The sequence below is a fragment of the Halosimplex pelagicum genome (assembly GCF_013415905.1).
Classification (GTDB): domain Archaea; phylum Halobacteriota; class Halobacteria; order Halobacteriales; family Haloarculaceae; genus Halosimplex; species Halosimplex pelagicum.
Genome location: NZ_CP058909.1, coordinates 1,349,705 through 1,362,978, shown reverse-complemented (window position 1 = coordinate 1,362,978; position 13,274 = coordinate 1,349,705). Strand labels below are relative to the sequence as shown.

The 13,274-nt window shown below is 64.1% G+C and carries 12 protein-coding genes; 7 read left to right on the top strand and 5 right to left on the bottom strand.

What is annotated here, in order from left to right; genetic code table 11:
• The first annotated feature begins 90 nt into the window (after nt 1-90).
• On the top strand, nt 91-1,155 hold the full coding sequence (locus tag HZS54_RS06810; protein ID WP_425484381.1) for a DUF1616 domain-containing protein: 1,065 nt from the start codon (nt 91-93) through the stop codon (nt 1,153-1,155).
• Nucleotides 1,156-1,277: 122 nt separating this feature from the next.
• On the opposite strand, the gene HZS54_RS06805 is transcribed toward HZS54_RS06810, so the two are convergent.
• A complete protein-coding gene (locus HZS54_RS06805; protein WP_179921258.1) occupies nt 1,278-3,464 on the bottom strand; it encodes a hypothetical protein in 2,187 nt (728 codons plus the stop codon).
• Between the two features lie 478 nt (nt 3,465-3,942).
• On the opposite strand from HZS54_RS06805, the gene HZS54_RS06800 reads away from it, so the two are divergent.
• The 4 genes from HZS54_RS06800 (at nt 3,943) to HZS54_RS26425 (ending at nt 6,901) form a co-directional block, all read left to right on the top strand.
• Nucleotides 3,943-5,214, top strand: a complete 1,272-nt coding sequence (locus tag HZS54_RS06800) for a DUF58 domain-containing protein (protein WP_179921256.1) — start codon at nt 3,943-3,945, stop codon at nt 5,212-5,214.
• Entirely contained in the window at nt 5,211-5,726 is a 516-nt protein-coding gene (locus tag HZS54_RS06795; protein ID WP_179921254.1) for a DUF8163 family membrane protein, read from the top strand. Before HZS54_RS06800 ends, HZS54_RS06795 begins: the two co-directional genes overlap by 4 nt.
• The gene (locus tag HZS54_RS06790; RefSeq protein ID WP_179921252.1) at nt 5,716-6,636 is read left to right on the top strand and encodes a DUF7982 domain-containing protein; all 921 of its coding nucleotides are present in this window, start codon (nt 5,716-5,718) and stop codon (nt 6,634-6,636) included. Before HZS54_RS06795 ends, HZS54_RS06790 begins: the two co-directional genes overlap by 11 nt.
• Before the next feature lie 133 nt (nt 6,637-6,769).
• Nucleotides 6,770-6,901 (top strand): hypothetical protein, encoded by a 132-nt coding sequence (locus HZS54_RS26425; RefSeq protein WP_281377739.1) that lies wholly within the window; start codon nt 6,770-6,772, stop codon nt 6,899-6,901.
• Nucleotides 6,902-6,965: 64 nt separating this feature from the next.
• Here HZS54_RS26425 and HZS54_RS06785 read toward each other — a convergent pair whose 3' ends face one another.
• The 4 genes from HZS54_RS06785 to HZS54_RS06770 all read right to left on the bottom strand — a co-directional run bounded on the left by HZS54_RS06785 (nt 6,966) and on the right by HZS54_RS06770 (nt 10,529).
• On the bottom strand, nt 6,966-7,961 hold the full coding sequence (locus HZS54_RS06785) for an AAA family ATPase (RefSeq protein ID WP_179921250.1): 996 nt from the start codon (nt 7,959-7,961) through the stop codon (nt 6,966-6,968).
• Nucleotides 7,954-9,048, bottom strand: a complete 1,095-nt coding sequence (locus HZS54_RS06780) for a DUF4350 domain-containing protein (RefSeq protein WP_179921249.1) — start codon at nt 9,046-9,048, stop codon at nt 7,954-7,956. The genes HZS54_RS06785 and HZS54_RS06780 overlap by 8 nt, the downstream gene beginning before the upstream one ends.
• Entirely contained in the window at nt 9,045-9,323 is a 279-nt protein-coding gene (locus tag HZS54_RS06775; RefSeq protein WP_179921247.1) for a DUF8044 family membrane protein, read from the bottom strand. The genes HZS54_RS06780 and HZS54_RS06775 overlap by 4 nt, the downstream gene beginning before the upstream one ends.
• An 87-nt stretch (nt 9,324-9,410) precedes the next feature.
• A complete protein-coding gene (locus HZS54_RS06770) occupies nt 9,411-10,529 on the bottom strand; it encodes a glycosyltransferase family 4 protein (protein WP_179921245.1) in 1,119 nt (372 codons plus the stop codon).
• A gap of 38 nt (nt 10,530-10,567) precedes the next feature.
• Here HZS54_RS06770 and HZS54_RS06765 point away from each other — a divergent pair, with 38 nt between their 5' ends.
• Nucleotides 10,568-11,962: a sulfatase gene (locus HZS54_RS06765; RefSeq protein WP_246391817.1), complete on the top strand. Its 1,395-nt coding sequence runs from the start codon at nt 10,568-10,570 to the stop codon at nt 11,960-11,962.
• Nucleotides 11,963-11,997: 35 nt separating this feature from the next.
• Nucleotides 11,998-13,140, top strand: a complete 1,143-nt coding sequence (locus HZS54_RS06760) for a glycosyltransferase family 4 protein (protein WP_179921243.1) — start codon at nt 11,998-12,000, stop codon at nt 13,138-13,140.
• Nucleotides 13,141-13,274 lie beyond the last annotated feature (134 nt).

Here is a 13,274-nt window from a genome sequence, read left to right as displayed (position 1 = left end):
TTGTGATCAGCGGGCCTACGGCCGATAGTGGACGACAAACTGGCCGGCGCGGACGGGAGCCACAATCCACTCACGCGGGCAGCCCTCGGGTTGCACCGCGGAATCCGACAGCTCCCGGCTGACCTCGCGGCCGCGCTCGCTGTCGTCGCCGTGACGGACGTGGCCGCGCTCGCACCGGTGATTCGGGAGACGCCGGTACGTGTCGTCTTCGGCCTCGCGTTCGTCCTTTTCGTTCCCGGCTACGCGTTCGTGGCGGCGCTGTTCCCCGAGCGGAGCGTCACGCCCCTACTGTTCGACGACGAGGACCGGACCGCGAACGACGAGGTCGCCGACGACGAGATTGCGGGTGACCGCGGTATCGACGGCCTCGAACGCGTTGCCCTCTCGTTCGGGCTGAGCATCGCCATCGTCCCCCTGATCGGGCTCGTGCTCAACTTCACGCCCTGGGGCATCCGGCTGGTGCCGATCCTCCTCAGTCTGAGCGGCTTTACCATCGTCGCGGTCGCCGTCGCGGCCTATCGCCGGTGGGACCTCCCCATCGAGGAACGCTTCCGGGTTCCGTACCGCGAGTGGGTCGCCGCCGGCCGCGCGGAACTGTTCGCGCCGGCGACGCGGACCGACGCGGTGTTGAACGTCGCACTCGTCGCGAGCGTCCTCCTGGCCACGTCGAGCGTCGGCTACGCCGTGCTCGTCCCCCAGCAGGGCGAGCAGTTCTCCGAGTTCTATCTGCTCACCGAGGACGACGACGGCGAGCTGGTCGCCGACAACTACCCCACGGAGTTCACCGTCGACGAAGGACGCCCGCTGGTGGTCGGCATCGGCAACCAGGAACACGAGCGGACGAATTACACTGTCGTCTCTCAACTCCAGCGGGTGCGCATGGCGAACAGTTCGTCGGCAGTCATACGGTCGTCGAATTCCTCGACGGCAACGGCTCCGGTCTCTTCGACGGTAGAGCGTTCGGAACGACTCGCCACGTTCAGCACAACACTCGGCCACAACGAGTCGTGGCACAATCGCTACACTGTGGCGCCCACCTTCGAGGGACAGGACCTGCGCCTGCTGTTCTTGCTTTATCGAGGGTCGCCACCCGAGGAACCCAGCATCGACAACGCGTATCGAGAGGTTCACCTCTGGGTGAACGTGACCGCGTAACGGTTCGCTCCGATGGTGTCACACTACCGTAACGTAACACCAGTTGCACGTAACGGCGTTCGTTTCATTCCGTTACGAAAACACAGCCGCGTAACACCGCACTGTCACAGTTTGCTCCGCCATCAGGCCCACTTCGCGTCGATCGCCGCGAGGAGCGCGTCCGCGTCCGGGTCGGCGGGGCCGGGACGGAACTCGACTGCTTCGTAGGCCTCCACGAGGTCGCGGATCACATTGAGTTGGTCACTGTCCATCCCGTTCGCGCGACAGCGCTCGAAGAACTCCCAGTGCGTGTCGGACTCCGGAGCACCGACATCCTCGGCTACGTGACCGCGGAAGTGCTGGTACGCGTAGCGGACGGCCGCCGCCGTGTTGCCGGCCGCCAGGAACGACTCGGCAGGCCCGAAGTCGAGTCCGTCCGCCGCCGAGATTTCATCCGCGGGTTCGGCGGCCGATGCGTCGGCCGCGGCCGTCGGCCCTACCCCCGTCGCGTCGTCCGGATCGTCTCCCGATGCCGCGTCCGTCGACGATCCGCCGCCGTCCGCGTACCGGCGTCGGAGGACGAGCAGGACGACGAACAGGACGAGCAGTGCCGCGAGGCCGCCGAGCGCGACGGATGATATCGGGCCCTCACCAGGGAATACATTCGACGGGAGTGGGCTGGAGCCGTCGCCCGTCCCGGTGCCGAGGGCTGTCCGATTCCGGTAAGTGAAGCGCGTCGCTGCCGAGGCGTTGTCGAGGTTAGTGTCCGCTCCGTCGAACCGCGCGCGGACGGTGACGGTCGCGTTCCCAGTGACGCCGAGTTGGCTCCCGTCGACTGCGAGCGCGTACGACCCGTCCGCTCCTGTTCGGACGGTCTCCGTGACTGCCTCGCCGACCGCAACCTCGACGGGCTGCTCACCGACCGGTCGACTGTCGGTCGTGGTCAGCGTGCCCTCGACCGCGAGCGTGTCGCCGGGCGACTGCTCGGCGGCGACGGTGAGGTTCGTCCCGGTAGACCGGACCGAAATCGGCCGGGAAACCGGATCCGCCGTGACCGCCATGTTCGGCCCGCCAGCCGACACCGTCAAGGAACGATTCCCCGCGGGGACCGTCGCCGGGAGCGTACCGCTCGTCGACGCCGTCCCCGTCTCCGCGGTGACGGAGCTACCGAGCCGCGCGGATCCGATAGTCGCCCGGAGGGGAATGCCCCGAACCGGTTGCCCATCGAGCGCGAGCCGCGCGGTCGCCTCGACTTGGTCGCCGAAGGCCGCTTGTTCGCTCGCTTCCTCGACGGAGAGGGTCGCGGTCACTTGTTCGATGTCGACGGCGACGCTATCGTTCGACGCGAGATACGGAGACTCGTTGGCCGGGACATATCGGACGGTGAGCGACGAGCGGTCAATCCGGACTGTCCGCGGCCGGAAGGTGAGTTGGAATTGCCCGTCGCCGTCGGTTCGGACGGTTCGATCCCGGCCAGCGATCCGCACGCGGATCTCGCGGTCGGCCACCGGCTCGCCGGCGTCCGTAGTCAGTTGCCCGCTCGCGCGCAGTGGGTCGCTGTAGGAGATCGTCGCCGAGTCGGACGAGAGAGCGAGCGCGGTCCCGGTGAACAGCGCCTCGTCGACTTCCCGCTGGCGTTCGGTGACGTTCTCGGTGACGTTTTCGACGCTCGTGGTCGCTCGACCGAGGTCTGCGCCCGACTGGTTTTCGAGGCGCTGGTACCCGCCGATAACGGTCCGGTTGAGTCGGCGCACGTCCGTGGCGAGTCGCTGGAGTCGACGGGCGCGTTCTCGGGCCGCTGCTTCGTCGTCGGCTTCGACCGCGTCCTGATACGCCTCATAGGTCTCGTCGTAGGATTGAACGGTCTCAGTGAGGTTGCGCTGGGCGTCTCGGGTGCGTTCGAACGGGTCGGCGTTATCGTCGTCGGTTTCGGTGTCGGTCTCGCCGACCACGTCGACATACTGGTCGAGTCGGGCGCCGAACTCGTCGCCGAGCACCGACTGCGCTTGCTCGTACTGGCCCTGGTCGAGCTGGATAGCCCCCGTCGAGAGTCCTTGGAGCATGCGGTTCGACAACCAGTCGCGAACGCCGAGGAGGTCGCCCGCTTCGGAGATGTTCGCCGGGTTGTCGTGCTGGCGGGTCGTGTTGTTGGCCTGCACGGCAAGCCCGCCGCTATCGCCACCGAGATGCGTGAGTTGCGGGCCGTCACCGCGAGTGACTCGGTCGTCAGCCGTCGGAGCACCGGCCACGAGTGCCCCGGAGACGGGAAGCGAGCCAGCGACGAGGAGTGCGAGGCAGCCGAGAACGAGCGCTCGCGATCGACCGGCCATTGTCCGTTCCGAATGGTGTCGAGAGACGCCTAAAGCAGTTCCGTTTACATTTCAAGTCAGCTGTCTCGGGGTCACGCCCTGAGGCGCTCGGTGCTCCACCTGTTGAGGGTCGCCGCAGGCGGGCCACGGATCGAAACCGACCGGACCAGTACGCTCAACTGTACAGGCTCCGAGGGGAAATCTAATGCGGCCGACGAATCGGTTCTGGGTACTCGCAGCGCTCGCAGCCGCGGCCGGCGGGTGGGCCATCGTCGTCAGTCGACCGGCCCTCCTCGTCGGCGTCTGCAGCGTCTGCGCGTGGTTGATTGCCCAGCAGTACCGCTTTCTGCGAGTACTCCAAGCTGGTGCGGATGCGCTGGAGCTCACCCAGTCCGCGTCGGCAACGCGGACGGTGACCGGTGCGGGCACGTTTCTCACCGTCACTGCGCGGGTGGTGCCGACACACTCGCTGAACCTTCGCATCGAACCCAAGGTACCGGTGGGCGCCGACGGCAGCGTCGAACCCCTACAGCTGGACGGGCGGGCGACGGAGGCGTCGGGAACGTACGAGTTCGAGTGGCCTGTCGCTGGGACCTTTCGGTTCGATCCGCCGACGGTGACGGTCCGCGACCAGCTGGGATTGTTCGAGCAGACAGTGGTTCCCGATACCGCCACGCCAACGGTTACCGTCGAACCGCGGCGACCGCGAACCGTCCACGTGGGCGAGGGCGGTGACCCGGTCGCTGCAGGCTTTGGCGACCACGAAACCGGGCGATCGGGCCGCGGAATCGAGCCGACGGAGGTGCGAAAGTACGTCGCTGGCGACGCCTTCCGACGGATCGACTGGAAGGCGACGGCCCGGATGAACGAGACGCACGTCCGTGAGTTCACGAGCCGGACCGACCGCGAGACACAGCTGTTTGTCGACCACCGCGCGGCAATGTCGACGGGGCCGCTCAGTGAGGGGAAGCTCGACTACGCTCGTCACGTCGCCCTCGCGTTCGTTGAGCACGCCAGCGACTCCGCCGACCGGATCGGCTGTCACACCGTCGGTGACGACGGGGTGACGGGCGTGTTCGAACCGCGAGCCGACCTGGACCACATCCGGGAGATCCGGCGTCACTTGAACGCCCTCGACCCGACGGGATCGGCGAGCGGACGCAGTGAGCAGCGACGTGAGACGAATCCGTCACACAGTGACGGGATAGGGGCATCAGCGAGTGCGGCAGTGGGGAAGACCACGGCGGCAGCCGACCGGGCCGGGGCGATCCACGCCGGGACCGACACCGTGCCGACGCCGACGGCCCCGGATCGCGTGCGGACGACGCGTCAGCGGCTCTCCGACGAGGAGTCAGCGTTCGCGACGCAACTGCGACCATTCTTCGAGCGACCGGACGCGTACGTTCGGACGATTAGCGACCGGCCGCTCTTTCGCGCCGTCGAAACCACGACACAGCAGTCTGGCGGGGCGCTGTGGACTGTCGTGGTGACCGACGATACCAACCGGACCGAAGTGCGCGAAGCCGTCAAGGTCGCTCGACAACGCGGGCCTGTCCTCGTCTTCCTGACGCCGACGGCGCTGTTCGAACCAGGGGGGCTCGGCGACTTCGATGCGACCTACGACGCGTACGTGGACTTCGAGGAATTCCGCCGCGGCCTAGCCGCGCTGTCGGACGTGAACGCCTTCGAGGTGGGACCGGCAGACAGGCTCTCAACCGTACTCGCGAATGCGCCCGGTCGGGACCGACCGGCCCAAGGGAGGAGCCGATGAGTTCGACGGTGGGCGACACCCGGTCGGAGAGAACCGACAAGCGGTCCGCGACCCCGAGCTGGGCGGACGACCGCTGGCGCTCGGGGGCCGATCTCGTCGTCTTCGCAGCCGTCGGCGCCGCGTTCTGGTGGGTCGCGGGCGTCCCGGGCGTGGCCGTGACAGTCCTGCTCGCGCTCGCCTGGGTCGTCCTGCCGAACGTCGCGGTGTTTGTCATTGGCCAGTTTGCTGTAGTGGCGCTCGTTCCATCCGAGGCAGCACTCGCGTCGACGGCCCTGCCGATGGTCGCCCTGGGCGGCCTCCTAGTGACGACGACGATCACGGGGAGCCGACTGCGGGACGCACTCGCGGTGGTCGTCTCGCTGGCGCTCGTCGGCGCCGTCGCGGCCGTGACGTACGGTCTCACGGGTATCCTGTGGCTGGCCGTCCTCGGTGTCCTGCTCGCGAGCGCCGTCGGGTTCGTATCCCTGGATTTAATCGCCCTCTCCGAATTCGGTGAGACAGATGAGTCGTGAGGACCCCCTCGGCGACGGGACGGACGCGTCTCCAGGCGAGGGGACGGCGGGCCCGGACGACCGAACGGATGCACCCGAGCGCTCCCACGACGACCTCGTCGTCGAACTCGAGCGACTCCGCGAACGGAATCGGCAACTGCGTGCGACCTACGAACGGGCGCGGACGGCCCAGTACCGGCGGACGGCGATCGGGCTCGCCGCGCTGGGCGTCGTCGGCGTCGCCAGCGCCGCGCTCGTCCCGAGTCTGCGCGACGTGTTGCTGGTGTTGGGTGCGACGGGGCTGTTCGGCGGGTTGCTCACGTTCTACCTGACGCCGGAACAGTTCATCGCCGCGGACGTGAGTCAGAGCGTCTACGACACGATGGCCGGCGACCGGACCGAACTGGTCGCCGACCTCGGGTTGGCGGACGAGCGCGTCTACGTCCCGGTCGGCGAGAGTGGCGACCGAGTGCGACTGTTCGTCCCGCAGTACGAGGACTACGAACTCCCGGACGGGGATGCCCTCGCGGATTCACTGGTCGTGCCCGCCGAGAAGGGGGGCCGCGGCGCGACGTTCACGCCGACAGGGACTCCCCTCTACGAATCGTTGCTGGAGTCGCTCCCGGGCGACCCTGCCGAGCGGCCCGGGCCGCTGGCCGAGCAGGTGAGCGACGCGCTCGTCGAACAGTTCGAACTCCTCGACAACGCGCGTATCGACGACAGCGAGGCCGGCCGGCTGACCGTCGGTATCGGCGAGACGGTCTACGGTCCCGCCGACCGTTTCGACAATCCTGTCGCATCGCTGTATGCCGTCGCGCTGGCTCGCGTACTGGACGAGGCGGTGAGCGTCGATATCGACACCGTCACCGACGGCCGCGATAACTTCCTGCTCACCTACCGGTGGGGAGACGATCACGACTCGACGCAGTAGGTAACCGGACATGCCGGGCGCAGTAGCACTGGCGTCTTTCTCCAGATGCACTGCAGATACGCGTTCGTACCCGGGAAAACGGACAGGTTAGTAACATTAATATTGAGCGGTCGAGAACTATATACCGGCGCACATGATCGACGCCGAGGTGGAGTGTGACGACTGTGGGACAGAGACAACTACTGGACAACACAAGGGAGATCAGGTACTGAACTGCGCGGACTGCGGGAAGATTCTGTTCCGGAAGATCGGCGATTCGACGTGATCGGAACCGCAAAGCGGGCCTCATAGAGTACTCGTCACCGTTTTGCCCCGTTGCCGCGTGATGTTCAGTCCTGTTCGATTTCCTCGGCGTCACCGTCGAGATCAGGGTCAGACTCCTCGCCACCGGGCGGGACGACCGAGTCGAGAATGTCTTCGACGACTGCCGCCCGGTCGGCCTCACCGAGTTCCGCTTCGGTACTCAGGATGAGCCGGTGGATGAGGATCGGTTCGGCCATCGCCTTCACGTCGTCGGGGATGACGTAGTCGCGGCCGAAGATGGCCGCGCGAGCTTTGGCGGTATTGAGGAAAGCGAGCGTCGCCCGCGGCGAGGCGCCGTGGTCCACGTCCGCGTGTTCGCGGGTCCGATCGACGAGGTCGACGATATACTCCTCGATGCTGTCGTCGACATGGACATCCGCGACAGCCTCGCGCGCCGCGCGGAACTCCTCGTGCGTGATGACCTGCTCGATGTCCTCCGGCGCGAGTGTCGGGTCATCGTGAAACCGATCGACCAGCGCGAGTTCGTCCTCCTTCGAGGGAAGGTCGACCGAGACCTTCAGCTGGAAGCGGTCCCGTTGGGCCTCGGGGAGTTCGAAGATCCCCTCCATCTCGATGGGGTTCTGCGTCGCGATGACCATGAACGGGTCCGGAAGGTCGTAGGTGTCGCCCTCGATGGTCACCCGGTTTTCCTCCATCGCTTCCAGCAAAGCCGATTGGGTCTTCGGCGTCGCGCGGTTGATCTCGTCGGCGACGACGACGTTCGAGAAGACGGGACCGCGCTGGACCTCGAAGTGGCCGGTCTCTTCGCGGTACACTTTCGTCCCCGTGATGTCCGCGGGGAGAATGTCCGGCGTCATCTGGACGCGGTTGTACTCCAGCCCCGTCGCCTGCGCGAAGACGTTGGCCAGCGAGGTCTTCGCGACGCCCGGAACGCCTTCGAGGAGGACGTGTCCACGCGTCAGCGCCGCGATAGTCAGCAAACCAACCTGGTCCTCAAGGCCGATCAGGACAGTCCCGATCTCCTCCTCCAGGGCGGCGTAGAGGTCCGACGGGTCAGTCATCATGTTGTCCTTCCGAGGTGCGGGCCATAACCCTGTCCGTTACCCGCCGCACCCGACCGGCGTCCCAGTCGGGGTGGCGCTCGCGAACCCACGCCGCGACCGCCTCCCGATCTGTTTCGGGGTCGACGGGCGCGTCGAGTGCGGGGTTGCGTCCGTCCGGCGTGAGTCGCCGGCGGACGTTTCTGGTGAGCGCCGCGGCTTCGCTCAGGTACGTGACGAGGAGGACGAGCCCGAAGCCGACGGTGATCTGGAGCAGCGGCGCGCTCCTGAGCGCGAACTGCGCGCGGACGAGCGGCGGGAGCGCGTCGAGATGGGACACGTCCACCAGCGTGGTGTCGTGGGCCGCGACGAGCGCGCTCGCGAACGCCTGATTGCCTGGCCGCTGGAGCATCGCGTTGATGAAGATGCTCGGGTCGCCGATGGCGACGACATCGCCCGCGCCGAGCGACTCGACGGCGGCGACGGGGTACTTTTGCATGGTCTCGGCGTCGTCAAGCTGGCTGTTCAGGTTCGCATCGAGGTAGCTGTAGTTGCTCGTCGTCGCGACGACGGTGGCGTTTCCGGGTTCGACCGGCGTCCCGCGATTGAGCGTGAGTCGGTCAACGGTCGCGGTGTAGGGGTGGTCGGTCAGGTTCTCGGCGAGTGGGAGAGTGGGCGCCGTGTCGTGGTTGCGTTCGTCCCGGAGGAGGGCCCCGTCGAAGCGGGCCTCGGCACCGATGCTGTCGAGGAGCGCGTTCGACTGCGCGTCGAAGTCCTCGGCGACGACGAGCGTGCCGCCCCTCCGGACGAACCGCTCGACGCGGTCGGCTTCTCGCGGAGTGTACTCGGTGTCGGGCGAGAGGACGAACGCGACAGAGCCGTTGGGCGAGTGGTCGGCGTAGGTCGTCGTGTTCTGCAGGAGCGCCGTCTCGGCGTTCTGGCTGTTCGAGAGATCGCGGAGTTCGCTCGCGCCGTCCCACGCCGAGTTGTACGCGCCGAAGGCCGTGGTGGACGTGAGCCCGCCGTAGAGGAGCGCGATAGCGAGGACTGCGGCGAGGGTGACCAGGAGGGCGCGCGGGTAGGAGACGCGTTCCCAGGGCGCTCTCATGGCAGAACACCCGGCGGGAGAATTACGAGGATTCTGCGGACGACGATATAGCCGAAGACGAGCAGGCCGACCGCGACGATCCAGCGGAGGCGTCGGCGCCAACGCGGGGTGACCGAGACCGGAGTGGCGAGTTCGAGCGTGACGAGAAAGCCGATCAGCGCGACGACGAAAAACAGTTCCAGCGTGAGCGCGTCGAGGAGCACGAGCGCTAACGCTGTGGCGAGGAGCCAGACGAGATTGCCCTGGACGAAGCGTCGGCGACCGGTGAGGCTCATGCGATATCGACCTTCGAGAGACATCTCACGAAAGGGGGGGAGTTCCTAAATAAGAACCGAAGGATCGTCCCGACTCCGCGAGGACAGTCAGGAGTTCACGATTCGGGTATAACAGGACTCCGTCCGGTCGGCGACGTGGTCCCAGTCGTATTCTCTCGCCGCTTCGACCGGGTTCTGCGGTGGGCGCTCCCCGTCTATCGCCCGTTCGAGCGCATCCGTGATCCCCTCGACAGTCGGTTCGGTGACGAAACCGGCGTCGCCGACCACCTCGCTCCCCGCACTGAAGTGATGATCTACCGTGATCACGGTGCAGTCCGAGGCCATCGCTTCGAGCAGCGTGATCCCGAATCCCTCCCTGAACGACGGCGAGACGAACAGCGGCGCGGCCCGCATCTGTGCGAGCACGTCTTCGTACTCTTCGAGGAATCCGAGGAACGTGACCCGGTCGGAACAGTCGAGTGCGCTCGCGTGTGCCTCCAGCGAGTCGCGCATCGGTCCGTCGCCGATGACCCCCAGTGTAGCGTCGGGGTCAGCTCGGTCGAATGCGTCGAGGAGCATGTCGACGTTCTTGTCCTCGATGAGCCGCCCAGCGTAGAGCACGTCGTAGCCGTCCGTCGCCGTCGGAACGTCACGGATCGATGCCGTGTCGATCCCGTTCGGAATGACATCGATCTCGTCACGAGAGGGACCGATCCGAGTCAACCGCTCCGCGGTCATCTCCGACGGCGTAACCGGGTGACACGGGACTTTCGCCGTCACGCGTTCGACGAGGTCTCCCACCCGGCCGAGCTGTCCCATGTAATCGAGCCAGTAGTCGCTCCACACTTCGTGCCACGTCACGACGAGCGGTGTTCGCCCGAGAAGCGTCCCGAGTTTCGCCGTCGAGACGTGGAAGTACGGCGCGACCGGCGTCACGAGGAGGTCGTGATCGTTACGGAGCACAGCGGGCAGCGACCGAGCCGCGAGGCCGAGTGCGCTCGGGATCGAGCGCCGGTCGCCGTCGGCGTAGATCTCACCCGCGGGGCCGATCGCCCGGAGCGTCATGCCCTCGTGGGTCATCGTCTCCGGCCCGTCCCACCAGTGTCGCGAGTAGATAGTGATGTCGTGACCGCGGTCAGCAAGTCGTGTCCCCACCTCGTGGATCCGTTTCTCCACACCACCCTTCACGAACGGATAGACGACAGGCGTGAGATAGGCGACGTTCACACGCGATAATATGTCCGCCCTCGTATGAGGATTAGCATTTGCGCGAGAAGGAGTCTTTATACCACCGCGTGCGGATCGGTAACCTAAGCAGAATGTCCGACAGGCCAGATATATTCCTGTTCACGATCGACGCATTGCGGGCCGATCATCTCTCGTGTCACGGCCACCACCGGGAGACGCCGTTCTTCGACTCCCTGGCCGATCGTACCATCTCGTTTTCGAACGCGTTCTCCGTGAGCTCTCATACCCGGGAGGCCATGCCGCCGCTGCTGTCCGGGAAGCGGCCGTCCGAGTTCGCCGCGAACGGATTCACGCAAGTCCCCGAGGAGGAGACACTGGCAGGTCGCCTTCGGGCCGAAGGCTACACCACGGGGGGGTTTCACTCGAATCCGTATCTCTCCCGGGCGTACGGCTTCGGCGCAGGATTCGACGAGTTCTACGACGATCTCGTGCTCGGGCAGAACAAGATCATCGCACTCGCACAGCAGGCCCTCGATAGATTTGTGCTGAATCGCGGTGGGCAGTACTACGCTCGCGCTCCCGAGATCAACGAGCGGTCACTCGACTGGCTCGGCGATGCGGATGGCCCGGTCTTCCTCTGGAATCACTACATGGACCCGCACGGGCCGTACCACGCTCCCAAGCGCCACTACGCCGAACGCGAGCTGTCGGCCAGGGAGGCCGAATCGCTGTATCGTCGGTCCTGGAAGAAGCCCGACTCGATCACCGACGAGGAACAGCAACTGTTGCGCGATAGTTACGACGACGAGATCCGGTATCTGGACGGGAAGCTGGAGTCGTTCTTCGACGAACTCGAACAGCGCGATCGGCTGGAGGATGCGGTGGTCATCGTCACTGCAGACCACGGCGACGCGTTCGGCGAACACGGGTACTACACGCATCCGCGCTATCTCCACGATACATTACTTCACGTCCCACTGTTCGTCAGCCCGCCGGGTAGCTCCGTGATGGACGTAGACAACCCAGTGAGCACTCTCGATGTTGTCCCGACGATTCTTGATCAGGTGGATGGTAGCTTCGGTGGCGATACCGGGACGCCACTGGTGACTAGTCGAGAGTCAAGTGGGTTCGAGATCCCCGACCGGGAAGACCACGTCTTCGCGAGCGCGACCGGCGAAGACGAGGACAAGGGAATTCGTCGGTTCGCAGCTCGTGGAAAGCGGTGGAAGGTACTGCTCAAACGCGATATCGAAACTGAGGAGATCGTGGAGCAGACTGTCTACGACTGTGAAAACGATCCGGGGGAGCAAGATCCTCGCAGAGATTCCGGGAACGAACAGGCTGTTTTACTTCTGGAGCGGGTTGAGCAATTCAGTCGCGATCAGCCCTCACAAACTGCTGACGGAGAGGGCCGAGATGTAGAAACGTCGGACGAGATCGAGGACCGGTTAGAGGCTCTCGGATACAAATGAGTTTGTCGACTGAGGGCGGTCAACCCCACGTGTTGATGCTTTCCGAGGACTTCTACCCGAAAACCTCTGGTGGAGCATTTACCGATACTGCCGTCGCCTCAACGGTTGCAAAGGAAGGAAACAAGGTCACAGTACTGACGTTTAGAAATGGAAATACCAGTCGAGAGGAGCAACATCAGGGTGCTACAATTCGGCGTCCTGTCCGTCCACTCTTTTACGATCACGAGATCAATTCGATTCCAAATATAGTCGGCCGTATAATCGCCACGGTGGGCCTCCTTTTGGCTACACTATCTTATCTCTGGAACGAAGACGTGGACGTTATTTATTCAACTAACCACTTTTTCCACCCGGTAGCATCGATTTCCGCAGCATTATTTCGTATCCCAGTAGTGTCTTTTATCGCCTATACACCGTCTCTAAATCCGGAAAAGAAGAGTTTCAAAAACCCACTATATATCTTTGAACAGATAAATATGCGCTACTTTCTGGGAGATGTGATCCTTTGTCGAAACCCAGAAATCGCAAAAGTCGCGAAACGTTATAACTCAGGTTCTGACGTTCAGGTAGCCCATGGAGTGGTCAACTCGGATACAGTTCTCTCCGTTTCGGAGAACAGATCATCCGAGACTTATCGAGAGTGGTTGTCGGAAGAGGCCGCGATCAATGCGGATTCAAAGATTATCACCTTCGTTGGCCGGTTCGTAGATATCAAGCAACCAGAAATTGCAGCCGGTACTCTCTCGGAACTACCGCCTGATTACGAACTGATTTATATTGGTGATGGTGACAAGAAAGAGAGAGTCGAACAGTTCGTGCACGAAGAGGGACTGGACGATCGTGTCCACTTTTTCGGGGCGGTGCCTCATGAGGATGTAATCAAGGTACTGTTAGCAAGCGATTCCCTCATACTGACTTCGAGGATGGAATCATACCCTACGGTAGTTTTTGAAGCTTTGTCTTGCTCTTGTAGCGTAGTAGCACCGCCGATCGGTATCCTCCCACATCTCGAAATTTCCGAGACTCGGTTGCAGATTGCAGAGCACGAGAATCTCAATCAGGCGATAACGAAGGTAGAGGAAGGAAGCGACGAAGTAGATCAAAGGATGTTAAGCGAATATTCAGTGTCGTCTCTCGGAAAGCAGGTTCATGACTCCTTTACTAGGTTGGTCGGCTAAAGACATCCTGTAGTAAATTTAATACCACTCGTAATCGGTACAGAGGGCCCAGTGAACATCGGCGGCCACTCAATCGTGTCCGACAACGAAGCAGTGCGACCGAACGCGACCGCTCCCCTCTCAACCGCCGACGG